The 25,503-nt window shown below is 65.9% G+C and carries 30 protein-coding genes; 17 read left to right on the top strand and 13 right to left on the bottom strand.

Annotation, left to right across the window (positions count from 1 at the left end):
* Positions 1-3: 3 nt before the first annotated feature.
* Together R4P95_RS21860 and R4P95_RS21855 are read right to left on the bottom strand one after the other, a co-directional pair.
* On the bottom strand, positions 4-918 hold the full coding sequence (locus R4P95_RS21860) for a metal-dependent hydrolase (RefSeq protein ID WP_213574673.1): 915 nt from the start codon (positions 916-918) through the stop codon (positions 4-6).
* Positions 915-2,453 (bottom strand): NAD(P)/FAD-dependent oxidoreductase, encoded by a 1,539-nt coding sequence (locus R4P95_RS21855; protein WP_317745257.1) that lies wholly within the window; start codon positions 2,451-2,453, stop codon positions 915-917. Before R4P95_RS21855 ends, R4P95_RS21860 begins: the two co-directional genes overlap by 4 nt.
* A 144-nt stretch (positions 2,454-2,597) precedes the next feature.
* On the opposite strand from R4P95_RS21855, the gene R4P95_RS21850 reads away from it, so the two are divergent.
* From R4P95_RS21850 to R4P95_RS21840, 3 genes are all read left to right on the top strand, one after another.
* A complete protein-coding gene (locus R4P95_RS21850; RefSeq protein WP_213574669.1) occupies positions 2,598-3,257 on the top strand; it encodes a TetR/AcrR family transcriptional regulator in 660 nt (219 codons plus the stop codon).
* A 257-nt stretch (positions 3,258-3,514) separates the two neighbouring features.
* Complete coding sequence (locus tag R4P95_RS21845) at positions 3,515-4,756, top strand: reverse transcriptase family protein (RefSeq protein WP_317745256.1); 1,242 nt, start codon at positions 3,515-3,517, stop codon at positions 4,754-4,756.
* An 85-nt stretch (positions 4,757-4,841) separates the two neighbouring features.
* The gene (locus R4P95_RS21840) at positions 4,842-5,126 is read left to right on the top strand and encodes a PLDc N-terminal domain-containing protein (protein ID WP_317745255.1); all 285 of its coding nucleotides are present in this window, start codon (positions 4,842-4,844) and stop codon (positions 5,124-5,126) included.
* 24 nt (positions 5,127-5,150) lie between these two features.
* Here R4P95_RS21840 and R4P95_RS21835 read toward each other — a convergent pair whose 3' ends face one another.
* The 3 genes from R4P95_RS21835 to rfbA all read right to left on the bottom strand — a co-directional run bounded on the left by R4P95_RS21835 (position 5,151) and on the right by rfbA (position 7,233).
* Positions 5,151-5,660 carry a polyketide cyclase gene (locus R4P95_RS21835; RefSeq protein WP_159918833.1) on the bottom strand — a complete coding sequence of 170 codons (510 nt, stop codon included), beginning with the start codon at positions 5,658-5,660 and terminating at the stop codon, positions 5,151-5,153.
* A 105-nt stretch (positions 5,661-5,765) separates the two neighbouring features.
* A complete protein-coding gene (locus tag R4P95_RS21830) occupies positions 5,766-6,356 on the bottom strand; it encodes a dTDP-4-dehydrorhamnose 3,5-epimerase family protein (protein WP_213574663.1) in 591 nt (196 codons plus the stop codon).
* 1 nt (position 6,357) lies between these two features.
* Positions 6,358-7,233 carry a glucose-1-phosphate thymidylyltransferase RfbA gene (gene rfbA / locus R4P95_RS21825; RefSeq protein WP_159918836.1) on the bottom strand — a complete coding sequence of 292 codons (876 nt, stop codon included), beginning with the start codon at positions 7,231-7,233 and terminating at the stop codon, positions 6,358-6,360.
* Positions 7,234-7,296: 63 nt separating this feature from the next.
* Between rfbA and rfbB the strand changes: the two genes are divergently transcribed.
* From rfbB to R4P95_RS21770, 11 genes are all read left to right on the top strand, one after another.
* On the top strand, positions 7,297-8,301 hold the full coding sequence (gene rfbB / locus R4P95_RS21820) for a dTDP-glucose 4,6-dehydratase (RefSeq protein ID WP_317745254.1): 1,005 nt from the start codon (positions 7,297-7,299) through the stop codon (positions 8,299-8,301).
* A gap of 216 nt (positions 8,302-8,517) precedes the next feature.
* Positions 8,518-9,177: a hypothetical protein gene (locus R4P95_RS21815; protein WP_213574659.1), complete on the top strand. Its 660-nt coding sequence runs from the start codon at positions 8,518-8,520 to the stop codon at positions 9,175-9,177.
* A 4-nt stretch (positions 9,178-9,181) separates the two neighbouring features.
* The gene (locus R4P95_RS21810; RefSeq protein ID WP_213574657.1) at positions 9,182-10,291 is read left to right on the top strand and encodes an SRPBCC family protein; all 1,110 of its coding nucleotides are present in this window, start codon (positions 9,182-9,184) and stop codon (positions 10,289-10,291) included.
* The gene (gene gvpJ / locus R4P95_RS21805; protein WP_213574655.1) at positions 10,288-10,695 is read left to right on the top strand and encodes a gas vesicle protein GvpJ; all 408 of its coding nucleotides are present in this window, start codon (positions 10,288-10,290) and stop codon (positions 10,693-10,695) included. Before R4P95_RS21810 ends, gvpJ begins: the two co-directional genes overlap by 4 nt.
* Positions 10,695-11,483 (top strand): GvpL/GvpF family gas vesicle protein, encoded by a 789-nt coding sequence (locus R4P95_RS21800; RefSeq protein WP_317745253.1) that lies wholly within the window; start codon positions 10,695-10,697, stop codon positions 11,481-11,483. The genes gvpJ and R4P95_RS21800 overlap by 1 nt, the downstream gene beginning before the upstream one ends.
* Before the next feature lie 3 nt (positions 11,484-11,486).
* Entirely contained in the window at positions 11,487-11,744 is a 258-nt protein-coding gene (locus tag R4P95_RS21795; RefSeq protein WP_317745252.1) for a gas vesicle protein GvpG, read from the top strand.
* 6 nt (positions 11,745-11,750) lie between these two features.
* The gene (locus R4P95_RS21790; RefSeq protein ID WP_213574649.1) at positions 11,751-12,041 is read left to right on the top strand and encodes a gas vesicle protein; all 291 of its coding nucleotides are present in this window, start codon (positions 11,751-11,753) and stop codon (positions 12,039-12,041) included.
* Positions 12,038-12,439 (top strand): gas vesicle protein, encoded by a 402-nt coding sequence (locus tag R4P95_RS21785; protein ID WP_213574647.1) that lies wholly within the window; start codon positions 12,038-12,040, stop codon positions 12,437-12,439. Before R4P95_RS21790 ends, R4P95_RS21785 begins: the two co-directional genes overlap by 4 nt.
* On the top strand, positions 12,426-13,214 hold the full coding sequence (locus R4P95_RS21780; RefSeq protein ID WP_213574645.1) for a GvpL/GvpF family gas vesicle protein: 789 nt from the start codon (positions 12,426-12,428) through the stop codon (positions 13,212-13,214). Before R4P95_RS21785 ends, R4P95_RS21780 begins: the two co-directional genes overlap by 14 nt.
* Positions 13,211-13,414 carry a gas vesicle protein gene (locus R4P95_RS21775; RefSeq protein WP_159918846.1) on the top strand — a complete coding sequence of 68 codons (204 nt, stop codon included), beginning with the start codon at positions 13,211-13,213 and terminating at the stop codon, positions 13,412-13,414. The genes R4P95_RS21780 and R4P95_RS21775 overlap by 4 nt, the downstream gene beginning before the upstream one ends.
* Entirely contained in the window at positions 13,407-13,760 is a 354-nt protein-coding gene (locus R4P95_RS21770) for a gas vesicle protein K (RefSeq protein WP_249354096.1), read from the top strand. Before R4P95_RS21775 ends, R4P95_RS21770 begins: the two co-directional genes overlap by 8 nt.
* 17 nt (positions 13,761-13,777) lie before the next feature.
* Here the strand turns inward: R4P95_RS21770 and R4P95_RS21765 are convergent, their stop codons facing one another.
* The gene (locus R4P95_RS21765) at positions 13,778-14,734 is read right to left on the bottom strand and encodes an NAD(P)/FAD-dependent oxidoreductase (protein ID WP_317745251.1); all 957 of its coding nucleotides are present in this window, start codon (positions 14,732-14,734) and stop codon (positions 13,778-13,780) included.
* A gap of 92 nt (positions 14,735-14,826) precedes the next feature.
* On the opposite strand from R4P95_RS21765, the gene R4P95_RS21760 reads away from it, so the two are divergent.
* Positions 14,827-15,432, top strand: coding sequence for a helix-turn-helix domain-containing protein (locus tag R4P95_RS21760; protein ID WP_317745250.1), 606 nt, complete (start codon positions 14,827-14,829; stop codon positions 15,430-15,432).
* A gap of 80 nt (positions 15,433-15,512) precedes the next feature.
* Complete coding sequence (locus R4P95_RS21755) at positions 15,513-17,390, top strand: glycosyltransferase (RefSeq protein WP_317745249.1); 1,878 nt, start codon at positions 15,513-15,515, stop codon at positions 17,388-17,390.
* Here R4P95_RS21755 and R4P95_RS21750 read toward each other — a convergent pair.
* The 6 genes from R4P95_RS21750 to R4P95_RS21725 all read right to left on the bottom strand — a co-directional run bounded on the left by R4P95_RS21750 (position 17,382) and on the right by R4P95_RS21725 (position 22,997).
* Positions 17,382-18,254 (bottom strand): TylF/MycF/NovP-related O-methyltransferase, encoded by an 873-nt coding sequence (locus R4P95_RS21750; protein WP_213574640.1) that lies wholly within the window; start codon positions 18,252-18,254, stop codon positions 17,382-17,384. The two genes, R4P95_RS21755 and R4P95_RS21750, sit on opposite strands and share 9 nt — an antisense overlap.
* Positions 18,255-18,317: 63 nt before the next feature.
* A complete protein-coding gene (rsgA, locus tag R4P95_RS21745) occupies positions 18,318-19,352 on the bottom strand; it encodes a ribosome small subunit-dependent GTPase A (protein WP_317745248.1) in 1,035 nt (344 codons plus the stop codon).
* A 193-nt stretch (positions 19,353-19,545) separates the two neighbouring features.
* The gene (locus tag R4P95_RS21740) at positions 19,546-20,457 is read right to left on the bottom strand and encodes a glycosyltransferase (protein ID WP_213574638.1); all 912 of its coding nucleotides are present in this window, start codon (positions 20,455-20,457) and stop codon (positions 19,546-19,548) included.
* Complete coding sequence (locus tag R4P95_RS21735) at positions 20,454-21,395, bottom strand: ABC transporter ATP-binding protein (RefSeq protein WP_317745247.1); 942 nt, start codon at positions 21,393-21,395, stop codon at positions 20,454-20,456. Before R4P95_RS21735 ends, R4P95_RS21740 begins: the two co-directional genes overlap by 4 nt.
* 99 nt (positions 21,396-21,494) lie before the next feature.
* Positions 21,495-22,367, bottom strand: coding sequence for an ABC transporter permease (locus R4P95_RS21730; RefSeq protein ID WP_213574636.1), 873 nt, complete (start codon positions 22,365-22,367; stop codon positions 21,495-21,497).
* A gap of 48 nt (positions 22,368-22,415) precedes the next feature.
* Positions 22,416-22,997: a bacterial proteasome activator family protein gene (locus tag R4P95_RS21725; protein ID WP_317745246.1), complete on the bottom strand. Its 582-nt coding sequence runs from the start codon at positions 22,995-22,997 to the stop codon at positions 22,416-22,418.
* Between the two features lie 133 nt (positions 22,998-23,130).
* Between R4P95_RS21725 and R4P95_RS21720 the strand changes: the two genes are divergently transcribed.
* The gene (locus R4P95_RS21720) at positions 23,131-24,333 is read left to right on the top strand and encodes a cysteine desulfurase-like protein (RefSeq protein WP_109326121.1); all 1,203 of its coding nucleotides are present in this window, start codon (positions 23,131-23,133) and stop codon (positions 24,331-24,333) included.
* A 64-nt stretch (positions 24,334-24,397) separates the two neighbouring features.
* On the opposite strand, the gene R4P95_RS21715 is transcribed toward R4P95_RS21720, so the two are convergent.
* Positions 24,398-25,393 carry an NAD(P)H-quinone oxidoreductase gene (locus R4P95_RS21715; protein WP_317745245.1) on the bottom strand — a complete coding sequence of 332 codons (996 nt, stop codon included), beginning with the start codon at positions 25,391-25,393 and terminating at the stop codon, positions 24,398-24,400.
* Between the last annotated feature and the right edge of the window lie 110 nt (positions 25,394-25,503).

Here is a 25,503-nt window from a genome sequence, read left to right as displayed (position 1 = left end):
TCGCTAGGAGCGGTTGGCGGCAGGGGACTGCGCGAGGTAGCGCATCGCGACGTCCATGTCGCCGATCTGCGACGGGTGGAAGCTGGGGCGCAGGTACGGCGGTATCTCCGTCACCAGGAAGGTGAGGTTGGGTACCAATCCGCGTCTGATCGCGCTGATCAGCTGTAACGGCCAGAAACGGCCCTTGTCCGTCGACGGGTCGGCGCGGAACAGATAGTTCATCGAGGTCAGGAAGAGCAGGATCAGGGTGAAACTGGCAATCAGGGCGGTGCGCACCCGCCGGGCGTAACTGCCGTCCACGTACATGAAGGCGTCGAAGGCGACATTGCGATGCTCGACCTCTTCTGCTCCGTGCCACCGGACCATGTCCAGCATCACCGGGTGCATCCCGGCCCTCTCGAGCGCGGGGTCGGTCAGCAACCACTCACCGACGACGGCGGTGTAGTGCTCCATCGCGGCGAACAGGCCCAGTCGCTCGCACAACCATGCCCGCTTCGCCCGGCCGGACAAACCGCGGTCACCCAGGATTCGATCGACGAGCCAGTCCATTTTGCGCGCCATCGGTCCGATGTCCATGCCGAGTTCCGCGAGATGCTCGCGCGCGCCCTTGTGCGAGGTGGCGTGGGTAGCCTCCTGGCCGATGAAACCCACCACTTCCTCGTGGAGTCGTTCGTCCTTGATCAGCGGCAGTGCCTCGGCAAGGGTCGCGGACATCGCCCGCTCACCTTCGGGAAGGACCAGGTGCATGAAGTTGATGACGTGCGTGGCCATCGGCTCGCCGGGAACGTAGTGCAGAGGCACTCCCTCCCAGGTGAACTCGACGTCCCGGGCGGTGATCGCGTGAGACTCGTCCGTGTAGCGGCGCGCGCCCGCGGGGTCGACCACCGGTTTCCGCCCGATTCGGGGAAAAGTCATCATCCTGCTGTCCTCACGGTCGTGTGTGCTGGGGTTCCTGCTCTTCGGGTGACGTACTGGGCGAGGTCGGCCCGCCGGGTGCGCGCCCGGAAGCTGTGGTTGAAGCCCGGATAGAAGGTGAAGTTGCGGCCCGCACCGCTCAGGTAGTAGCTGGTACAGCCGCCGACGTTCCACACCGACTTCTGCAAACGCCTGTCCACGTCGTCGACGAACGCCTGCTGCACCTCGGGGCGGATGTCGATGCTCGTCACGCCCTGCGAGTCCATCTGCCGGAGAGCGCTCAGGATGTACTCCACCTGGGCCTCGATCGTCACTACCTGCGAGGTGTATGTGACGGAATTGGGGCCGAGGAGCATGAAGAAGTTGGGGAAGCCGCTGATCGTCGTGCCGAGATATGCGCGGGCATTGCCGTTCCAGGCCTCGGCCAACGTGCGGCCGTCCCGCCCGCGGACCACGTCGAAGGCAGGATTGTCGGTCAGCCTGAAGCCGGTGCCCATCACGATCGTGTCGAGTTCGTGCAGCGTGCCGTCGGCGGTCACGATTCCGCCCGGTCGCACTTCCCGTATTCCCGCGGTGACCACGTCGACGTTCGGTTGTGCCAGTGCCGGGTAGTAGGCGTTGGAGAACGTCGGGCGTTTGCACCCGAAGGCATACGTAGGAGTGAGTGCGCGTCGCAGTTCCGGGTCTTGGACCTGACGATTCAAGTGCGCGCGACCGAGCGCAGCCAGACCTTTCAGCAGTGCGGGCCGGTACACGAACCCCGGAACCATCGCCTCCTGCACCAGATCGAGTCCAGTTCGTGCCAGTCGCTGGGAGAGCGGTATACGTTCGAAAAGTCTTCGCGGCCAACCGGTCATCGGCTGGTCGGGATGCGGGAGTATCCAGGTCGGAGTCCGCTGGAACACCGTCATCGACCGGGCGATCGGCTGAATACGGGGGACGATCTGCACTGCCGACGCGCCCGTTCCGACGACGGCAACTCTCTCGCCGGCCAGATCGTGCTCGTGATCCCAGGCTGCCGAGTGGAACACGGCGCCGTCGAAGCTGTCGAGTCCAGGCAGGTCCGGGACCGCCGGTTCACTGAAGGGTCCCATGGCCCCCACCAGAATGCGGGCCTCCCAGCGGCCTTGATTCGTCGTCACGTGCCAGACCTGTGCAGCATCGTCCCAGGTCGCCTCACGTACCTCGTGGTTCAGGCGCAGGTGCGGCACTATTCCGAAGTCCTCGGCGCAGGCACGCAGGTAGTCGTGGATCTCGGGCTGCAACGGGTAGAGCCTCGTCCAGTTCGGATTCGGCGCGAACGAGAACGAGTACAGGATCGACGGGATGTCGCACTGTGCGCCCGGGTAGGTGTTGACCTGCCAAGTTCCACCGATCTCGCTCGCTCGCTCGAGCACGACGAAATCGTCGATACCGGCTTGTTTCAGCTTCATCGCCGTTCCCAGGCCACCGAAGCCTGCGCCGATGACGAGTACGTGCACCTTCGCGCGAGCGTCGTCGTCGACCGGGCTGGAAATCGATTGTGCAGAGCTGACCATGTGGGGCGTCCTCCTCGTCGATGCCGCCGTGTGACTTGACAGTAGAAGTGACATCAACCAATGTCAACAGCAGCTGATGTCAACATTCTGTTCGAGCGATCCCGCCGGAAGGTCCCGGGTGCGCAGTAATGAGACGATGGAGGCATGACCGAGACCGAGACCGCTCGCGGCGCGCCCCGGAAATGGCGGGGCCGTGAGCCCGAGGATCGCCGGGCCGCACGTCACGAGCAGCTGATCGAGGCAGGTCTGGACATCATGGGCACGGAGGGTGCTGCCGCGACGACGATGCGCGCCACCTGCCGCCGCGCAGGTCTCACCGAGAGGTACTTCTACGAGAGCTTCAAGAACAGAGACGAACTGCTGGTCGCAGTCCTGGATCGGGTAGTCCTCGGTGCCCGGGACACCTTGATCGCCGCATTACACACGTCCCCGTCGGAACCCCGGGATCTCATCAGGCACGTCGTGCGGTCGTTCACCGATTACGTGGCCACCGATCGGCGTCGGGGACGGATCATGTTCGTCGAGTCCCAGAGCGTTCCGGAGCTCGCGCAGCGCGGCGAGCAACTGGTGAAGGAGTTCACCGCGCCGATCGCGGCGTCACTGGAAACGTTGTCCGGGGGCACCGAACACGACTCCACCACGATCGCCCTCAACTCGATCGCCATCTTCGGTGCTCTCGCCTTCCTGTATCAGCACTGGCTCACCGGAAGTTCGCGTATTTCCAAGCGGCGCATAGTCGAGCACGTCTCGCTGGTGATCGAGGCGCAGGTCGGCGTCGACAGCACACCGGCAGGACGCCCGTAATTCAGGACTCGAGGTAGGCAACTATCGCGTCCGCGCCGGAAACGTCAGGAAAGCGCCTGAACGGTATGGCATCCTCACGGGGTGCGGCGGTGCAGAGGTGAGAGTGGGGCAGCCGGTACGCCGGCTGCGACCACGTCAGGGGTAACCCCTGGCTCGGCATTGTTCACCGGAGGCACCGTCCGACGCACGACCGCACGCTCCGCGTGCTTCGGCGCGCCGCAGACGACAGGTATCGGTCGCCTCTCACCGTCGCACGCATGACAGGGCGTCGCGCCCTGTCCCCGGCTGTGGCGCGTCGCCTCGCAGCGGTGGCGACGTCGGGTTCCTGGACGCGAGCCGCGATCGCCCAGCGGTTCGAGGAGATCGGCACCCCGGACGCCGACCGGATCGCAACACGATTGTTCGACCTGCTGCCCACTCCTCCGGTGGAGGGGGTCGACAGCGTGTACCGGTTGCTGTCGGAACTGCCGCACATCGACGAGCCGGCTCCGCTGGTAGAGCAACCTGACCACGAGTGGAGGTTCGACGTTCCGAAGTGGACCCACACGGTCGCGGTGGCGCAGGCGGTCGGTCTCACCCCGGCGGAATTGGACTGGTTCGCCGATCCGGGTGAGTGGCTGCGGCACAAGGCGCCTACCCTGCAGCACTACCGCTATCGAATCCGGTCGGACCACCGATTGCTGGAAGCACCCAAGGAACGGCTCCGCGAGGTGCAGCGCCGAATCCTGCGGGGCCTGCTCGATCGAGTACCTCCGCATGTCGCCGCGCACGGCTTCGTGCCCGGGCGCAGCGTTCACACCTTCGCGGCCCCGCATGCGGGTCGAGATGTGGTGGTGCGGATCGATCTGCGCGCGTTCTTTCCGTCGATTTCCCAGGCTCGGGTGCGGGCGGTTTTCGACTCGCTCGGATATCCGCCACGGGTGTCGCGTGTGCTGACGGGACTCTGCACAACCTCCACTCCACCGGACGTTCTCGCGAGGCTGCCGTTCGACACGGCGAGCCGATTACGGGGGTCACACCTGCCGCAGGGGGCGCCGACGTCGCCGGCCCTCGCGAATCTCGTCGCGTACCGGCTCGACCGACGGCTGACCGGACTGGCGCGGTCCTCGCGAGCCGAATACACGCGGTACGCCGACGATCTCGCGTTCTCCGGCGCCGACCTCGCGGCGGACCGACTGATCTCCGCCGTCGGCCGGATCGCGGCGGACGAAGGATTCTCGGTACATCCGCGCAAGACGCGGATCATGCGAGCGCACCGACGGCAGCACCTGGCGGGACTCGTGATCAACTCACACGCGCAGGCCGCCCGCACGGAGTACGACCAACTGCGTGCGCTGCTGTTCAACTCCCTGCGCACCGGCCCGGATCTGCAGAACCGGGCCGGACGCCCGCACTTTCGTGAGTACGTCTACGGGCGCATCGCCTGGATCGGGGAATCGAACCCCAACCGCAAGCGTGCGCTGCTCGCCCTCGCCGACCGGATCGAGTGGACGGGGTGATCCGACCCTTGCGGCGACAACGCGGCGGTTGTTCGATGGAGGGAGGCGCACCATGTGTTCGGGCGTGCCGGCGAGGAGAACGCTGATGCTGTACGTCGCGCTGTTCGGATTCATCCTCTGGGTCCTCTGTTTCGCCGATGCGATCACCACCGACGAAAACGAGGTCCGGAATCTGTCGAAAGACGGCTGGCTGGTGGTGGTGTTGCTCTTGCCGATCGTCGGCTCGGTCCTCTGGCTGGTGGCGGGGCGGCCCGAGAAGTACCTCGGTGAGCGCCTGCCCGAAGACCCGGAGGAGGCGGAGTTCGTCCGCCGATGCCGTGAACGTGCCGAGGAGCAACGCCGAGAGAGCCGGCGGCGTCCGCAGGAGTAACCTCGCCGCCCACCGGAACTCCGGCTACAGCGGCCGGGGCAACCCGGGTGCGACGGTGCGGGCGAGGATCCCCAAAGTGGCGCGCAGAGCAGTCTCGGAAATCACCGGGAAGATTCCGGCGTCCCGCCAGACGGGGTCGATGGACGACCAGTCGTAGAACGAGGTGACCATCGTGCCCTCCTCGATCGGCTCGAGACGGTAGCCGTATACGTGGCCGATCTGCGGGCGAATCCGGCCGAGGACCTTCCACGAAATCTCGCGGTCGGGAACGAAGGTCTCGATCGTCACGGTCACGTCGTACAGACCGAGATCCACGTCGTTCAGCGCATCACGGTCCATGTGGACGACGAAGCTGTCACCTGCCGCGGTCACGGGTTCGCCCTCGGCGGACATCAACATGCCGGAACTGTCGATGGCCACGTGCCCGTTCGGGTCGCACAGCACGCTGAAGATGTCCGCCGGCTTCGCCGCGATCGCCCGCTGAACTTCCAGTCGTTCGCGTACCGGGGCGGTCTCGTTCGTGTCGCTGGTCATCCAGGCATCTTCTCACCCCTGGTCGGTGCCGCGCTGCGCACGGTTGCCGTTCTGGCCCCTATCTCGGGAGGGTAAACCAGTGCCGATCCGGCTGCGGACCCGCCCTCAGGAGCTCACATAGACCGGCAGGACGCCGGCCTCGGCTGCCTGCGTCAGCGTCGGCGCGGCCGAGTCCTTGCCGGACAGCTGGAAGTTCAGCGGCGAGCCGTCACGTCCTAGGGCGGGCCAGTCGATGGCGAGTTCGGGGTCGAAGGGATGAACGTCGTGGTCGAGTTCGGGGGTGTACTCGAGGGAGCACAAGTACATCACCGTGGATGCGTCCTCGAGCGACAGAATTGCGTGGCCCAGACCCGCGGGGAGATACACGGCGCGACGGTCCACATCGTCGATCACCACGGAATCCCACTGCCCGAAGGTGGGGGAGCCCACGCGCACGTCGACGATGACGTCGAGGAACGCACCTGTGACGCAGGTGACGTATTTCGCCTGACCCGGTGGTGTGTCGGTGAAGTGGATGCCGCGCAGCACGCCGGCGGCGGACACCGAGCAGTTGGCCTGCGCGAGGTCGAGTCGGTGCCCGACAGCCGCCTCGAACTCGGAGCCCTTGAACCACTCCAGGAACACGCCGCGGTCGTCACCGAACTGTCGTGGCGTGATCTCCCACGCCCCGGGGATCGTCAGCTCCCGATATTCCACGTCACCAGTCCTTGCCGCGTTCGAGGATTTCGAGGAGGTAGTCGCCGTAGCCCGACTTGCCGAGAGTAGCTGCGCGCTCGGCCAATTCGGTGTCGGTGATGAATCCGCGCCGCCAGGCGACCTCCTCGGGAACGCCGATTTTCAGTCCTTGCCGGTGCTCGAGCGTGCGGACGAAGTTCGATGCCTCGAGGAGGGAGTCGACGGTGCCGGTGTCGAGCCAGGCGGTTCCGCGGGGCAGAACCTCCACCTGTAGCCGCCCGGCCTGCAGGTACGCCTGGTTGACGTCGGTGATCTCGTACTCGCCGCGATCCGACGGGGTGAGGCCTCGCGCGATGGCGACGACGTCGTTGTCGTAGAAGTACAGCCCGGGAATCGAGTAGTTCGACTTCGGTGTGGCCGGTTTCTCCTCGATGGAAGTTGCACTGCCGCGCTCGTCGAACTCCACCACACCGTACGAACTGGGGTCGGAGACCCAATAGGCGAACACTGCCCCGCCGTCGATGTTCTCGAACCGGTTCAAACGGGAACCGAGACCGGGTCCATAGAAGATATTGTCCCCGAGAATCAGGGAGACCGGTTGGTCACCGATGTGATCGGCACCGAGGACGAAGGCTTGGGCGAGGCCGTTCGGCTCCTTCTGAACAAGGTATGAGAGGTTGACGCCGAACTGGGAGCCGTCGCCCAGAAGCCTGCGGAACTGCTCTTCGTCGTGAGGGGTGGTGATGATCAGGATGTCCCGGATGTTGGCCAGCATCAGGGTGGAGAGCGGGTAGTAGATCATCGGCTTGTCGTAGACAGGTACCAGCTGCTTACTCACCCCGAGAGTGATGGGATGCAGCCGCGACCCCGTGCCACCGGCCAGAATGATTCCGCGCATGTGCGCAGTGTTCCAGTGTTCGCCGCGGATGAAAACTCGGCGCCGCCGCTACCCTTGGTGCCCATGAGGCTTCTCGTGACCGGCGGCGCGGGGTTCATCGGCGCCAATTTCGTACACCGGACGGTGGCCGAGCGGCCCGACGTGCAGGTGACCGTGCTCGACGCCCTGACGTACGCCGGCAACCGACGCTCACTCGACCCGGTCGCCGATCGGATCGAATTCGTCCACGGTGACATCGCCGACGGTGCGCTGGTGAACAGCCTGGTCGCGGCCTCGGATGCGGTGATCCATTTCGCGGCCGAATCACACAACGACAACTCGCTGGCCGACCCCACGCCGTTCCTGCACACCAACGTGATGGGGACGTTTACCCTGCTCGAGGCGGTGCGTGTCCACGACGTCCGCTATCACCACATATCCACGGACGAGGTGTACGGCGACCTCGAACTCGACGACCCACAGCGGTTCACCGAATCGACGGCCTACAACCCGTCGAGCCCGTACTCGGCCACCAAGGCGTCGAGCGACATGCTGGTGCGGGCCTGGACGCGGTCGTTCGGCGTGCGGGCCACGCTCTCGAACTGCTCGAACAATTACGGCCCGTACCAGCACGTCGAGAAGTTCATTCCGCGGCAGATCACCAACCTCATCGACGGGGTCCGGCCGCGTCTGTACGGCAGCGGCCGCAACGTGCGCGACTGGATTCACGTCGACGACCACAACTCGGCTGTGTGGACGATCCTCGAAAAGGGCAGCATCGGCCAGACGTACCTGATCGGTGCGGACGGTGAGGTAGACAACCGGACCGTCGTCGAAACGCTGCTCGAGCTGTTCGGCCGCGATATCGACGACCTCGACTTCGTCACCGACCGCCCCGGGCACGACCTCCGCTACGCAATCGACTCGACGCGGCTCCGCACCGAATTGGGGTGGACGCCTCAGTACGCGGATTTCCGCGGCGGACTCGAAGCCACCGTGCGCTGGTACCGCGACAACGAACCGTGGTGGCGGGCGCAGAAGGAATCTGCCGAAAAGGTCTATTCTGCAAAGGAATCCGTCATCGGCTGAGTGCGCGTGCCCCGGTGACCGAGCCTCGTATCCTGTTGCTCTTCGGCGAAACCGCAGGTAGTACCCGCGGTAGCAGTAAAGATCGCGTGCACATCGTGGTTGAGCGTCCATCAGGTGGGGTAGACCGGAAGGGCGCACCCCGATCGAGCGGTTCTGCAGGACGAGTCGAAGCCGACCACGAGGTGCCCGCGAATATTCGGACAAAGGGGTTCGACAATGAAGGCTAAAGGTCAGGTGGCGTTAGCTGTCGGCGCGGGATACATGCTCGGCCGCACCCACCGGATGAAGATGGCACTGATGCTCGCAGCCGCGGGCGCTACCGGACGCTTTCCGGGCGGACCGCGGGTGCTGCTCGAACGCGGCACCAAGATGCTCGCCAGCTCCCCGGAAGTCGCCAAAATCGGGGAATCGGTCCGAGGAGAACTGCTCAACGCCGCGAGGGCTGCGGCGGTCACCGCGGCCAGCCAGCGGATCGAATCGCTCAACAGCCGGCTCCAGTCCGGCGGTGAGGGCCTCACCGACACCGTGGGCGGCGTCGCGGACGTTGCCGGTGTGGGAGATGTCGTTCGCAAGAAGGGGCGGCGTTCGCGCAAGGACGACGTCGATGCAGCGACCGTCGATGCGGAGCCCGAGGACGAATACGCCGACGAGGAAGCTGAGATCGAGGACGAGCAGGACGAGGACGAGCCCGAGCCCGAGCCGGCCGTCCGCCGTCCGACAGCACGTCGCCGGGCGACAAGTGGAGCCGGCTCTCGAAACGGCGAGTCTCGTTCCGAGTCGGCCGCCGATGAGGGCGATGAGCCTGCGCCGCGCGTTCGTAAGACGAGGGCCCAGGCCCCCACCGATGCAGCGCCGGTGCGCCGCGGGCGGAGGTAAAGCGATGACTACGAATCTGACTGACAAGGTGAAGGACACGGCGTCGTCCGGCGGGAAGAAAGGCGCCTCTGCGTCGTCCCCACTGCAGGATGCGGTACAGAAGCTGGTCGGCACCGTCGCGGAACGGGCGCTGACGTCCGTGTCGAGCAAGGTTCTGTCCACCTCCGGGCGGCTCAATGAGTACGCCGAAGGCGGCGGTGGCGGGCTCCTCGCTGCGGTCACCGGCTCCGAGAAACTGGCCGAAGGCGAATCCCCGGTCAAGTCCGCTGCTGCGGGCGCCACACAGTTCGTCAAGGACAAGGCGTCCGACCTGAAGGAAGCGATCACGGGTGGTGGCGGTGGCGGCGGCAAAGGCAAGAAGCTCAAACTCACCAACATCATCGAAGAAATCGATGTGGGTGTTCCGGTGCAACTCGCCTACGACCAGTGGACTCAGTTCACCGACTTCCCGCAGTTCATGAAGAAGCTCGAACAAGTGGAGCAGGTATCGGACGAGAAGCTCGAGTGGAAGGCGAAAGTCTTCTGGTCGCGGCGGACGTGGGAATCGACGATCATCGAACAAGTCCCCGCTGAGCGCATCATCTGGCGCTCGAAGGGTGACAAGGGCTACATCGACGGTGCGGTGACTTTCCACGAGCTGACGCCGGACCTCACCCGCATCCTCGTTGTTCTCGAATACCACCCCAAGGGCCTGTTCGAGAAGACCGGGAACATCTGGCGTGCGCAGGGTCGGCGAGTGCGATTGGAACTCAAGCACTTCCGGCGTCACGTCATGACCCAGACGGTGCTGCACCCGGACGAAATCGAGGGCTGGCCCGGAGAGATCCGCGACAGCCAGGTGGTCGAGCCGGGGGAGTCCGAGGAAGAGGAACCGGACGACACCGGGCGAGACGAAGCGGAAGCCGACGAGTTCGACGAGGACGAGCTCGAAGCGGAGGAGCCGGACGCGGAGGAGCCGGAAGCGGAAGAGTCGGACGCGGACGACACCGAGCAGGACGAAGTCGAAGAAGAACCCGAACCGGAGCCCGAGGAAGAGGAGGCGCCGCCGCCCAAGCGGCGCGCCCGCAGGCGCTCGGCGGCCCCGGCCGGTAAGAAGCAAGGAGCGACCCGATGACCACGGCAGTGCAACCGGCCGGTGGTGGCGGCGGAGTGGGTGGTGGACCCAGTTCCAGCAGCCTCGCCGACGTCGTGGACACCATCCTGGACAAGGGTCTCGTGATCGACGCCTACGTCCGTGTGTCATTGGTCGGCATCGAGTTGCTGACCATCGACGCACGCGTCGTGGTCGCAAGCGTCGACACCTATCTGCGGTTCGCCGAGGCGGTCAATCGGCTCGAGATCGGGGACAACGAGCCGAAAGGACTACCGGACCTCGTCCAGGACGTCACGGAGGGAGGCGCCAAGTCGAAGACCCGCGGCGCCCTCGAGGCCGCCGGCGAGAAACTCGGTGATCTCCTCGGAGGTGAACAAGAACAACCGGAAAGAGTTACACGAAAATCGAGCCGGGGAGACCGGTGATGTCTACTTCTGACCAGACTACCGATGTGCCGGAACGGGAAGGCACGAAAGGTTTCTACGTGTACGGGATCGTCCCGGCGGACGTAGAGCCGGAAGCCGATGCCGTCGGTATGTGCGACTCCAAGGTCGACGTCGTGAAGCAGGGGGATATCGCGGCGCTCGTCAGCGAGGTGTCGGTGGATCGACCGCTTGGCAAACCGGAAGATCTGCGGGTGCACGCACATATCCTCGACGGCACGTCCCGAGTGGCGCCGGTACTTCCGTTGAGGTTCGGCGCGGTCCTGACGGACGCCGACGCAGTGAAGGAGGAACTGCTCGGCGAGCACGCGGACGAGTTCGCGGCGGCGCTGCAGGAACTCGAGGGCAAGGCGCAGTACGTCGTGAAGGGGCGTTACGTCGAGAAGGCGATCCTGCGTGAGGTGATCAGCGAGAACCAGCAGGCGAGCGACCTCCGCGACACCATCCGTGATCAGCCGGAGGATGCCACCCGTGACGCCCGGATGGCCCTCGGTGAAATCGTCAACAACTCCATCGCGGCCAAACGGGAGCAGGACACCCGCACGGTCGTGGATGCACTCACGCCGCTGGCCGACTCGGTCAACGTCCGGGAACCGACGCATGAGGAAGATGCCGCGCAAGTGGCGGTGCTCGTCGAAGTCGAGAGGCAGGGTGAATTGGAAGAGGCCGTCGGAGAACTCGCCAAACAGTGGGAAGGCCGGGTCGAGATGCGAGTACTCGGCCCTCTCGCCCCCTACGACTTCGTGGTGACGCAGACACCGGAGGGCTGAGCGATGGGCCTGCTGTCGTTCGTGTTCACTTTGCCACTGGCGCCGGTGCGGGGCGTGATCTCGCTGGCCGAGGTGATTCAACGTCAGGTCGAACAGGAGATGCACAACCCGGCGACGGCCCGACGCGAACTCGAAGAGCTGGAGGAAGCCCGGGAACGTGGCGATATCACGGCCGAGGAAGAAGAACAGGCGCAGCAGGCGATCCTCGATCGAATGACCTCCGGGGCCGCGACCAGCCCGGAGAACCCGCAGGAGGAGTGACCGATCATGGCAGAGGATCAGCCACCACCGTTGCCGGCGCCCGAGATCGCCCAGGTCGCTCTGCGGGACATCACGAAGCTGACCGGGAAGCAGCCTCTCGGTGCCACCTCCGTCATGCCCAGCGACGACGGGTGGACCGTCGAGGTCGAGGTGGTCGAGGACCGGCGCATTCCGTCGTCCGCGGACATGCTCGCGCTGTACGAGGTGGTGTTGGACCTGGATGGACAACTGTTGTCCTACCGGCGGACTCGGCGCTACATGCGCGGCAGCACCGATAACGGGGGCGCAGCCTCATGACCGTCGCGGGGGGCGGTTCGGGGCCCATGTCGCAGGGCGGCGGCCTCGGCGGCGGTCATCAATCGACGAACCTGGGCGACATCCTCGAGCGGGTCCTCGACAAGGGTTTGGTGATCGCCGGCGACATTCAGGTGAATCTCCTCGATATCGAACTGCTGACCATCAAGGTGCGGTTGGTCATCGCCTCACTGGAAACAGCGAAGGAGGTGGGCATCGACTGGTGGGAACACGATCCCTGGCTGACGGGCTCGAAGAGCAGCATCGAGATCGAGAACGCCCGGCTGCGCGAACGAATCGCCGAACTCGAGTCCGACCGCTCCGTGTCGCCCGCATTGGGAGGTGCCGAGTCGATCGAAGTGGAGGGGCAACGTCAGGACACCGACGATGACACGCAGTGAAGGGGTTTGGCTCTACGGCATCACTTTCGACGGCGTCGGCGATGCCCAACTGGAGGGCGTTACCGGCGTGGCCGGTGAACCGGTGCGGGCGGTCGCCTCGGAGGGCCTGGTCGCGGTGGTGGGCTCGGTCAGTCTCAGCGAGTTCGGGGAGGACTCCTTGCAACGGAATCTCGAGGACCTCGATTGGCTGGCGGCCACGGCCAGGGCACACGACCGAGTGGTGGGCGCAGTACTGCGTTGCGGTCCCACCGTTCCGCTGCGACTCGCCACCCTGTATCTCGACGACGACCGGGTTCGTGGCCTGCTCGCTGATCGGCGGGAGGAATTCACTGCCGCACTCGAGCGAGTTACCGGTCGCAGCGAGTGGGGCGTCAAGGCGTACGGGGACGCCGCCGCGCTGGCTCAGGCGGCGACCGATGAGCGCGTTGCGCAGGGCGGTCCCGGCAAGGGAACGGCGTATCTGCTGCGCCGGCGTGCGGAACTGGCCGCGCGGCAGAACGTCGAACGGCAGGCGGCCGAGCATGCCGCGAAAATTCACGCCGCGCTCGTCGAAAACGCGGTCGACGGACGGCGACAGCGGGTCACCGATCCGGCGCTGACCGGGAAGCGCGCGTGGATGATCTTCAACGGCACCTACCTCGTCGACGACGAGCGGGCGCAGGACTTCGGTGCCCTCGTCACCCAACTCGACGCCGAACATCCCGGTATCACCCTGGAACTCACCGGTCCGTGGCCTCCGTACTCCTTCGCGACCATCGAGCAGGTGAACCCATGAGCGAAATGGTTCCTGCCGACGACACGCGGCAGATCGCCCTCGTCGACCTCCTCGATCGAGTGCTCGGTGGTGGGGTGGTGATTACCGGCGAGATCACGCTGTCGCTCGCCGACGTCGACATGGTCCGCATCTCGCTGCGCACGCTGATCGCCTCGGTGAGTGCCCTGGTGCCGGAAGTGCAGGAAGCCGGCGATGAGTGACACCCCACCCGGAAGCGACACCCCGCCGGCTGCCGAGCTCGACGCGCTGACGGGCCAGGGGCGTCGGGTCTTGCCGCAGCGTATCGACGCCGACCCGGAGTCGGTCGAACGCGGCCTCGTCACCCTCGTGCTCACTCTCGTGGAACTGCTCCGTCAGCTGATGGAACGCCAGGCACTGCGCCGGGTGGACAACGGTGACCTGAGCGACGAGCAGATCGAGCGGATCGGCACGACACTGATGCTCCTCGAGGAGCGGATGGCCGAACTGCGCGAGCACTTCGGCTTGACGCCCGAAGACCTGAATATCGATCTCGGACCACTGGGACCTTTGCTGTCCCACGAGTGACGGGTACGCCCGTCCGGCTACCGCCCGGCTCTCGCTGCGACGGCGAGGCGGGTGTCCTCCGCGATCAGATCGGCATTGAGGGCCGCCGCAGCATTGAGTCCCGCTGCAGCGGACGCGATTACCTGTCCTTTGAGGTCCGCCACGTTTCCCGCGACCCACACGCCCGGAATGGCCGTGGCGCCCATGGCATCCGAGGCGATATAGGTGCCCACCACGTGTCCGCCCATCTGCTGCTCCACGGGCACCAGCCCGAGTGTGGTCAGCACGTCGGCGCGCGCGGTGAAGACAGGCGCGACCACCACTGCGGCGCAGGCGAATTCTTCACCGGAGTGCAACCGGACACCGGTGAGGCGATCTTCGGCCACCGTCAGGCCCGACAGCTTTCCGTCGACCACGGAGATGTCCCGGGCGGCGAGCTGCTCGTACTCCTCACCGGTTGGCTCGATCGCGTCGTTGAGGAACAGCGTCACCTTGTCGGTCCATTGCCGCCACATCAGTGCCTGGTGAATCGAGAAGGGGCTGCTCGCCAGGATGCCGATCGGCTGGTCCCGGACTTCCCACCCGTGGCAGTACGGGCAGTGGAGCACATCGCGGCCCCATCGTTCGGACACGCCGGGAATGTCGGGCAGCTCGTCCACCAATCCCGTGGTCACCAGCAGTCGCCGGGCCGAGGCCGAACGTCCGTCGGCAAGGGTGACCCGGAAGCCGTCGTCCTCGGCCGTCTTGGCGGAGATGACGGTGCCGGTCACCACCTCGCCTCCGTAGGAAGCGACCTCGCCGCGTCCGATGCCGAGCAATTCGGCCGGGGGAGTGCTCTCGCGGCCCAGGTAATTGTGGATGTGCCCCGCCGGGGCGTTGCGCGGGGCGCCGGCATCGATCACCAGCACCGACCGCCGTGCCCGGGACAGGGCCAGCGCACCACTCAGTCCTGCTGCGCCACCACCGACGATGACTACGTCGTAGTTGTCCTTCACTGCGTCCTCCTTCGTTCGGGCTTCGGAATCGAACTCTCCAGCACTTCGTGCAGCATTGACAAACTCTTTTGCCGGGATGGCAAGATGAGGGTATGAGCGACGACATTCCCGACCTCGGCGGTGTCCTCGACGCCGTGGGTCCACGCCTGAAGGCACTCCGTCAGCAGCGCGGCGCAACGCTGGCGCAGCTGTCGGACGCCACCGGCATATCGGTGAGCACCCTGTCCCGCCTCGAGTCCGGTCAGCGCAAACCCACGCTCGAGCTGATGCTGCTCCTCGCCCGAGCGCACCAGCTTCCGCTCGACGAACTCGTCGACGCGCCCGCCACCGGTGACCCGAGGGTCCACCTTCGGCCGATCGAGCGTTTCGGCACGAAGATCATTCCCCTCACCCGCAGACCGGGAGGAATCCAGGCGTTCAAGCATGTCATCCCGGCGCGGGAGCCGTCGCCGAGCGAACCGCAGTTGCAAGTCCACGAGGGGTACGAATGGCTCTACGTCCTCTCCGGGCGGCTTCGCCTTCTGCTCGGAGAGCACGATGTGATCCTCACCGCGGGTGAGGTGGCCGAGTTCGACACGCATGTACCGCACTGGTTCGGCAACCCGGGCCCCGAGCCGGTCGAAATACTGAGCCTTTTCGGGCCGCAGGGGGAGCGGGCCCACGTCCGGGCCCGGCCCGCCGGGGATGCAGCGCCCTGACCGGCACGACCGGGCGCACCACCCAGCCGGAAAGGCGGGCTGAGCCGCGGCGAAGGTCTCGATCGCGATACCCTGCCCGGGTGGATACAGCGAACGCCTCCGTTTCCGACGTCGAGCTGACCGAGCACCGGGCGGTGTCCGATCGACTCGTCGCGCAGCGAGGACCGTTCACGGGCACCTCACCGATCGTCAACGACGACCTGTACGCAGTGGTCAAGCGGGGCGGCTCCACCCGCACCCGATTCGCACTGCATCTGCACGCCGGCGCCACCGTCCATACCAACACCTTCTTCGGCCGGTTCCCGGCCAGCTACTGGCAGCGATGGACCACTGCGGCCGAGGTCACGGCCACAGCGCGGATCGACGCCGCAGACCACTGCCGGGCGCAGCTCCTGGCCTCCGACATCGGCGGGCACCGACGCATCATCGCCGCCGAGGTGATCACCGGCTCCGGCACGGTCACCCTCACCGCGAAACTCGACAAGTTCGCCGACGGCGGCGCCTTGTGGTTGCAGTTCGATGCGCTCGAGGGCGGCGTCACCGTTGCCGACATCGAGTGGACGGTGGCCTCTCCCGAGACCGTACGGCCGGTGGCCATCGCGATCTGTACCTTCAACCGGGCCGACGACTGCGCCAACACCGTCGCCGCACTCGCGTCCGACGAGCGGGTACTCTCTTCACTCGACGCGGTGTACGTCGTCGACCAGGGCACCGATCCGGTGGAGACCCGCGAACTGTTCCAACAGGTCGCCCCGAAGTTCGGCGATCGGCTGCACTACCTCCGCCAGGCCAACCTCGGCGGCGCGGGCGGCTTCAGTCGTGGCCTCTACGAGGCATCCGCCGCGGGCCCGCATGCCGATGTCCTACTGATGGACGACGACGTTCTGTGTGAGCCGGAGAGCGTGTTGCGGCTGAGCGCCTTCGCGAACATGACCACCGACCCGGCGCTGATCGGCGCCCAGATGCTGTTCCTGTACAACCCCAACTACCTGTTGGCGTCCGGGGAACGCGCCGATCTGGCGACGCTGCGGCGCGGGCTACCGACCGACAAATACGGAGTCCGCAACAGCAACGTTCTGAAGAAACTGCCCGAGCGACGCATCGATGCCGAGTACAACGGCTGGTGGTCGTGCCTCATCCCGGCCGAAGTGGTCCGGCAGATCGGGATGCCGCTGCCCGTCTTCTTCCAATGGGACGACGTCGAATACAGCTTGCGGGCCGGCCGGGCGGGCATCCCGACGATCACCCTGCCGTCGACCGGGGTCTGGCACGCCGATTTCTATTGGAAGGATGTCGACGGCTTCGCGCATTACTTCAGTACCCGCAACGGGCTGATCACCGCTGCCCTCGACCCCGGTTTCGCGCCGACATCCCTGGCCAAGCAGCTCAGCCGGGAAATCAGTCATTCGATCGTGAGCTTGCAATACGGCCTCGCGCACACGCAGCTGCGGGCGATCGAGGGCTTCCTCGAAGGCCCGAATGCCCTCGCAGATGGCGGGCAGGCAGCTCTCGCCATGATCAACAAGGAGCGCACCCGGTTCCCGGAGACCGTCACCAGGCCGGTGTCCGAGCTGCCGGCGGGCGTCCGGTTCCGTCGAGCCGATCCGCCTCCGAAGGCGGGCTGGGACGATCTGGTGCTCGCGAAACGAGCCGCCGCCCACCTTCGCGGACGCCTCGAGCGCGGGCCCGTCGCGATCTCCTACGAGGACGCACGGTGGTGGCATGTCGGACGGTTCGACCACGTGTATGTCACGGACGCGTCGCAAGCCGGTGTGCGCGAACGCAAATACGACAGGGAGCTCGCTGCCGAGATGGGTGGCCGCCTCGCCGGAGTGATGAAACGATTCCGTGCGGAGGCGCCGACCGTCGCGGAGGCGTTCCGTGCCGAGATGCCCACCCTCACCAGCCGTGAAAACTGGACCCGGCTCTACGAGCAGATGAACCAAGCGTCATCGTGATATCGGTTCGGTGATCCGCACGACCACCTGCTCGTGGTTGGCCGTGTAACCGAGGTACTCGAAACCGATTTCCGTGCGGTCGACGAATTCCCTCCACGCCCGGTATTCGTGTTCCTGCCAACCCGGATAGTTGAAGAATTCGTCGAAGACGATCACCGTTCCGGCGACAAGCCGGAGGCCGATCCGGTCCAGCACCGTCTTGGTCGACGAATACAGGTCGGCGTCGAGGTGCACGAAAGCCACCGGATCCGGATGTGTGTCGAGGAAATCGGCGAGCGTGTCCTCGAAGAGTCCCGGGACCAGCTGGGCGCCGCGCACCTGGGGCATCTTCTCCTGGGCGAACTCGCCCGCCGGGAAACCGGTACGCCAGGTCTGCGGCAGTCCCGAGAACACGTCGAAGCCGAAAACCTCGTGCTGGGCATCCTTGAGCTGTTCGACGATGATCCGCAGGGTGGTACCCGACGCGACACCGAACTCGAGCGCCATTCCGGGAATCTGCACCTGGGACAGTCCGTACCGCAGCGTGTCGTGGGGATTCCAGAACACGGGAGCTTTCGGCATGTGCTCGAGCACGAACGCCGCCGATTGGTTGGTGGCTCCGACATCGAGGGCCTGCGTGATGTCGCGACGAGCCTGCTGTTCGAGTTCGCCGAGTCTTTGCTGAACGTCGGATACCTCCATCCGGGCATCCGACAGTTCCGACAGGACGCGCGAGAGTTCCTTATTGGTGGCGGACAGCTCGGCCAGCGTCTGATCGTGCTGGTTCTCGTGCAACTCGCGAGAACGCCGATCCGATTCGGCCACCACCTCATACACGGCGCGCTGAAGCTTGAGTCTGGCCTTTCGCCGAAATCCCTCGAACATGTATCCATGCTGCCAGGTCGCATCCCGGCTCAGGGCCGAACCGGGATGCGAGTTGGGCAGGTGTCAGTGACCGCGCGTTCGATACATCCGGCGATGCCCGCGGGCGATGATCTTCCACTCCCGTTCCCGCTCGGCGCGTAGCCTGGCATCGGCCCGTGACGCGATCCAGCCGTTCTCGCGAATCAACTTGCGGTAACTCGCAAGTCGTCGTTCGGGGAGATCGCCGCGCTCGACCGCGGCCAGCACCGCACAACCCGGCTCCGTCTCGTGTGAACAATCCCGGAACCGGCACTGCGCGGCCCAGTCGTCGATCTCGGGGAACGCCTTGTCGATGCCGTCCGCCGCGTCCCACATGCCGACACCGCGCAGGCCCGGCGTATCGATCAGGGAGCCACCCTGCGGAAGCGGCACCAGTTCTCGGTGCGAGGTCGTGTGCCTACCCTTGTGATCGCCCTCGCGAACACGGCCCGTGGCGAGCAGATCCGCGCCGAGCAACGCGTTGGCGAGCGTCGACTTGCCCGCACCGGACGGTCCGATCAGAGCGATGGTGCCGTCGATCAATGCAGTCAGAGCAGCGACGCCGTCGCCGGTCTCGGCGCTCACCGCCAGCACCACCGAACCGGGCGAGACTGCAGTTGCGGCGGTGACTGCGGTGGAAACATCCTCGGCAGCATCGGCTTTGGTGAGAGCGACCACCGGCGTCGCGCCGCTCTCCCAGGCCAGTGCCAGCAGTCGTTCGATGCGGCCGAGATCGAGGTCGGTGTCGAGAGCGCAGGCGATCACCACCGTGTCGACGTTCGCGGCGAGCACGTGGCCGTCGGATCTGCCGGAGGCGGCGGACCGGACTATGGCGCTGCGCCGCGGGAGCAGGTCGGCGACAACGATCGCGTCACCGCTCGCACGGACAGTGACCCAGTCGCCGGTGCAGAGCGCATGCTCGCCGTTCTCGGCACGAACGATGTCCGAAGACGTTGCGACGTCGCAACGTCCGCGGTCGACGCGGATCACGCGCCCGGGCTCGGAACCCTCGGTCGTGTAGTCGTCGAAGGGAAGGGTGTCGTTCCAGCCGTAAGCCAGGAGTTGTCCAGGGTTGAACATGATGAGTGGAATCCTCGGGTCGGTGAAGTGCCGACCGGACCACGATCAGGGTTCGGTCAGGCGAAGGAAGGGGGAGTGTGGACGCACGCGGCGTCGACCGACGAGACAATCATCGGACACTCACTCCTTCGCGACACTTTCCGGACCGTTCGGGAATCAGGATCCCACCCGACAGAACGTCGGGCAACCGATTTTACGGCCGCTCGAAGCGCTCCCGGCGTCCCAGCTTCCGTAGTCGCATCCATTCACGCAATCCCTGCACGTCACGCCGTGTGACGAGGAAATACCACCCGAACCGCACCCATTCCTGGGGAAGCAGCTTCCGCATCCCCGGCTGCGACAGCAGGTATCCCCGATTGCGGTAGGTGAAGTAACGCTTGACCTCGTTGTCCGGGTACTGCGTATGCATCCGGCCGCCGAGGATCGGTTTGAACTCCTCAGCGCCGTTCGGGTGCACGTAGGCCGTCTGCAGACACGTTCCGAAGGGCAGCCCGGACCGCACCAGCCGGCGATGCACCTCCACCTCGTCGCCGCGCACGAACAGGCGCAGATCCGGAACCCCGACCGCGTCGATCGTGGACGCACGGAACAATGCGCCGTTGAACAGGGAGGCGATGCCCGGCAGCAGATCGGCGGAGTCGTCACCGTCCTTGTGCAGTTCCGAACGAAGCCGCCGCCATTCCACCCCGCGTCTCAGCGGAAACGCCAGGCGGTCGGGGTCGTCGATGTCGCAGACGACAGGCGACACCTCGGCCAGCCCGTGCCGGTTCGCGCAGTCGAGCAGGGTCTCGAGCACCTCGTCGCCTTCGGGACGGCCGTCGTCATCGGCCAGCCACACCCAGTCGGCGCCCAGCGACAACGCATAGAGGATGCCGAGTGCGAAGCCTCCCGCACCACCGAGGTTGTGCCGCGACCCCAGGTAGCTGGTCGGAATACCCGCAGACTCGACGAGGGTCCGCACTTCGTCCTCGGCGGCATTGTCGACGACCACCAGATGATCGAGCGGCCGAGTCTGCGACGCCAGCACCTTCAGCGACTGCGCGAGCAGTTCCCGGCGCTTGTGCGTGACGACGACGCCGATGATCCGCTCGGCGGGAGCGCTCACGCGGACTCCGCCTCCGTGCCTGTGCCCGTACCGGTGCTCGTGCTCGTGCCCGCACTTGTCCCTGTACGAACGGGACGTTCGTTCGGTCCAGCGCTACCAGCGTCCCGTTCGTACGAACGCGAGTGAGCAGTCAAGCCGGCCTTCTCCCGTTCGAGCTCGTAGATCACGTGCCGGACGTGGTCGGCTGCATCATCCCCCTCGTACGCCCGGACGACGTCCTCGATGCCACCCTGCTGGCGAATCCGGCCGTGATCGATCCACATCGCGGTGTCGCAGAGCTGGGCGAGGAACTCGTTGGAATGGCTGGCGAACACCAGAATCCCGGACCGCTCGACGAGCGCCTGCAACCGGACCCGGGCCTTCTTCATGAACTCCGCGTCGACGGCGCCGATGCCCTCGTCGAGGAGAAGGATTTCGGGGTCGATGCTGGTCACCACGCCCATCGCAACGCGCACGCGCATACCGGTGGAGTAGGTGCGCAGCGGCATCGACAGATACTCGCCCAGCTCCGTGAACTCGGCGATCTCATCCATCTTCGCGAGCATCTGCTTACGGGTCTGACCGAGAAACAGCCCGCGGATGATGATGTTCTCGTAGCCGGAGATCTCGGGGTCCATGCCGACACCGAGGTCGAAGACCGGCGCCACACGGCCGCGGATGCTCGCGCTGCCCCTCGTGGGCTCGTAAATGCCCGACAGCAGTCGCAGAAGCGTCGACTTTCCGGCGCCGTTGTGACCGACCAGCCCGATCCGGTCACCCTCCTTCAGCGACAAGGTGATGTCGCGCAGGGCCTCGACCACCACCACGTCGGAACTGTTCCGGCCGATGGAACCGCCGGCCTTGCCGAGGAAGGCCTTCTTCAGCGACCGCGACTTGGCGTCGAAAATGGGGAAGTCGACACAGGCATCCCGTGTCTCGATACTCACGTGCTCCGTCATCGCCCCTCGCTTCGCTCAACCGTTGTCATTGCCGCTCGCTTCGCTCAACCGTTGTCATTGCCGCTCGCTTCGCTCAACCGTTGTCATTGCTCGAAACCCCTAAACCCAGTAGGGCACGCGGGCCCGGTACTTGCGAAGCGCGAGGATGGCGGCGGCCCACCCGACAACGGTGATGGCCAGCACGATGTACCAGTGGTACGCCTGCTGGTCCTGTCCGATCATCGGCGCCCGGACGATGTCGAGATAGTGGAACAACGGGTTCAGCTCGGCGAGCTTGACCCGCTCGGCGGCTTGACCACCCTGCGCCTCGAGGCTCTGGGTGGTCCACATGATCGGGGTCAGCACGAACAGCAGCAGCGTCAGGCTGGAGAGGATCGGCGCGATGTCCCGGTAACGGGTGGAGAAGATGCCGAACATGATCGACACCCACGCCGCGTTGAGAACGATCAGCCCCAGGGCCGGGATCGCGGCCAGCGAAGTCCACGTCAAGTCGCGCCACACGCCGAATGCCACGAGCATGATCACGTAGATCAACAGGTTGTGGGCGAACAGCAGCAACTGTCGCCACACCAGCCGATACACGTGCACGCTCAGTGCCGACGGCAACTGCTTGATCAGGCCCTCATTGGCGATGAAGACCTCGGAGCCCTCGAGGATGCTGGCACTGATCAGGTTCCAGACGATCAGTCCCACCGTCACGTACGGAAGGAACTCCGGCAGTGGGATGTCCAGGAGCGCGGCGTACAGAATTCCGATGGCCGCAGCCTGCACGCCGGTGGCGATCGTGATCCAGAACGGGCCGATCACCGACCGGCGGTACCGCTGCTTGATGTCCTGCCAGCCGAGGCTCAGCCACAGCTCTCGCTGAGCGAAGCCGTCCCGGAGGTCCTTGAACGCACGACGGAAGGTCTGCGAGTCGGACACCGGGTGCGGAACGCCTGTGGCCTCGGATTCGATAGCGGATGCTGACACGGGCACCGAGCCTACCGGGAGTCGACTTCCACGCTGCGCCGCCCGTTGCTACAGGTACTGGCCGGTACCGCTCGATTGGTGTCCCTCGCCGTGGTTCTGCGGCGGGTGCGGGTTGCCGATGCTGATGCCCGGCGGGAGGGCGCCCTGGCGCATCATTTCCAGCTGCGAGCGTGCCGCCATCTGCTGGGCGAAGAGCGCGGTCTGGATTCCGTGGAACAAGCCTTCCAGCCAGCCGACCAGCTGCGCCTGCGCAATGCGGAGCTCCGCGTCCGACGGGACGGTGTCGTCGGTGAAGGGCAACGTGAGGCGCTCGAGCTCGTCCCGCAACTCGGGGGCGAGCCCCTGCTCGAGCTCGCTGATCGACGACTTGTGGATGTCTTTGAGCCGGGTGCGGCTGGCGTCGTCGAGAGGTGCCGCCCGCACCTCCTCGAGGAGCTGCTTGATCATCGTCCCGATCCGCATCACCTTGGCGGGCTGCTCGACCATGTCGGCCACCGACTCCGGTTTCGCATTGTTTTCGGCGCCGGCTTCGGCGTCGGCGGATCGCTTCGCGGCCTCTTCGACGGGTACGGCCACAGGCTGACCGTCGGGGCCGATCACGAGGACGTGTTCATTCTCCGAGTTCGTCATGACTCCATCTTGTCTGTTCGCGCTCGGGCATGCGCGCGTGCCTCCGATTTCTCCACATTCGGGGTTTGTTGCACACCACAACAAGAGGCGGCTGGCTTCGACCGTATTGACTCAGGGTCCTAGAGTGTCGGGCATGGCTTACGACGTTGCCCGCGTACGGGGACTGATCCCGTCACTCGGCGACGGTTGGATCCATCTCGATCCTCAGGCCGGCATGCAGATCCCCGACGCGGTGTCGCGCACCGTTTCGACGGCGTTCCGGGCGTCCGCCTCCTCGTCGACCGGCCGTCACGTGTCCAGCCGGCGGAGCGCTGCAGTGCTCGACGCCGCCCGCGCCGCCGTCGCCGACCTGGTCGGTGGTGATCCTGCCGGGGTGGTCCTCGGACCCGACCGTGCCGTCCTGCTCGCCTGGCTGGCCGAGTCGTTGAGCACACGACTCGGACTCGGAACCGGGCTGGTTCTCTCCCGTCTCGACGAAGAAGCGAACGTAGCGCCCTGGCTCCGCGTGGCCGGCCGCTACGGCGCCCAGGTCCGCTGGGCCGAGGTCGAGATCGAGACCTGCGAACTCCCCAGCTGGCAGTTCCAGGACCTCATCACCACCACAACCCGGCTCGTCGCACTCACCGCGGCATCCCCGATCGTCGGCTCCGCGCCCGACGTCCGAGTTGCCGCAGATCGCGTCCACGAGGTGGGCGGTCTGATGGTCGTCGATGCCATCGGCGCCGCGCCCTACGCCCACGTCGACATCAACGAACTCGGAGCCGACGTCGTCGCTGTCGGAGCCACCTCCTGGGGTGGGCCGCAGGTCGGCGCCCTCGTCTTCCGCGACCCCACCCTCCTCGACCGCATCCCCGCCGTCTCGCTCAACCCCTATGCGCGGGGCGTCGAACGACTCGAGGTCGGGGGACACCAGTTCGCCCTGCTCGCCGGGCTCACCACCTCGATCGACTTTCTCGCCGGACTCGACGAATCCGCCACGGGATCACGCCGGGAAAAGCTCGAGACGTCCATCAGCTCGTTGCAGAACTATCAGGACACCCTCTTCGACCACCTCATGTCGTCGCTCAAGAGGCTCCCGCAGATCATGGTCATCGGCCGGTCACCGAGCCGGGTACCCACCCTCAGCTTCACCGTCGCCGGAGTCTCCGCCGACAAGGTGGCGTCCCATCTGGCCGACAAACGCATCGCCACAGTCAGCGGCGTCCACGGTGGATCCCGACTCCTCGACGCCCTCGGCGTCAACGACGAAGGCGGCGCGGTCACCATCGGCCTCGCCCCGTACACCACGCGGTACGAGATCGATCAGCTCGTCGGCGAACTCGCTTCACTGGGCTGACGTACGCACCGCCCCGCCGCTGACCCGATGGGGTACTCGGTCAGCGGGAGGCGGCGCGAGGGTGTCAGCGCCGCGGAATGGTGAGGATCACTTTGCCGACGGTCTCCGGGGAGTCGAGCAGCTCGTGGCCGCGCGGCGCCTCGGTGATCGGCAGTTCGGCCGACACCACGGGTTGTATCGCGCCCTCGGTGATCAGGGGCCACAGGCGGTTTCGGACGTCGGCGACGATTTCCGCCTTGCTCTCGCGGCCGTTCTCGGGACGGCCGCGTAGTCCGGTGGCAGTGATGTTGCCGCGCTTCGCGAACAGTCGGGTGAGATCGAGCTCGCCTTTGCGTCCGCCCTGGAAGCCGATGATGACGAGCCGTCCGTCCGACGCCAGCGCGTCGATATTGCGGCCGAGGTACGAGCCGCCCATGTTGTCGAGAATCACATCGGCGCCGTGTCCGTCCGTCGCCTTCTTCACTTCTTCGGCGAAGTCGGCTTCGCGGTAGTTGACGAGGATGTCGGCACCCAGCTCGCGGCAGCGTTCCAGTTTTGCCTCGGATCCCGCCGTGACTGCCACCCGCGCGCCCAACGCGACACCCACCTGGATGGCATGGGTGCCGATGCCGCCGCCACCGCCGTGCACCAGCAGGACGTCACCGCGCGACAACCCTGCCCGCATCACCACGTTCGACCACACCGTGCAGGCAACCTCGGGCAGGGAAGCGGCGACGAGGAGATCGACGCCCTTCGGTACCGGTAGTAGCTGGGTCGCGGGCACGGCCACCCGTTCGGCGTAACCACCACCGGCGAGCAGGGCGCACACGTGATCGCCGACGGACCACTCCGAGACGCCGTCGCCGACCTCGGCGACGATTCCGGAACATTCGAGGCCGAGAATGTCGCTGGCACCGGGCGGCGGCGGGTAGAACCCCTGGCGTTGGGTCAGATCTGCGCGGTTGACGGCGGTAGCCGCCACATCGATGAGAACGTGGCCGGGTAGCAGTTCGGGATCGGGCTGCTCCGCCCATCGCATGACTTCCGGACCACCCGGCTGATCGATCGTGATCGCATACATGAAGGACGACGTTAGCGAATCGAGGCGACGCACGGTCCCTGCGAGTGATCCCGCTTGTCACATCGAGGGATTGGGGCCCCGACGCTACTGGAAAGTAACGTCAGGCTACT

The sequence above is a fragment of the Rhodococcus sp. IEGM 27 genome (assembly GCF_033142305.1).
GTDB lineage: Bacteria > Actinomycetota > Actinomycetes > Mycobacteriales > Mycobacteriaceae > Rhodococcus_F > Rhodococcus_F oxybenzonivorans.
The sequence above is the reverse complement of the archived record's forward strand: the minus strand, read 5'-3'. Positions and strand labels throughout refer to the sequence as shown.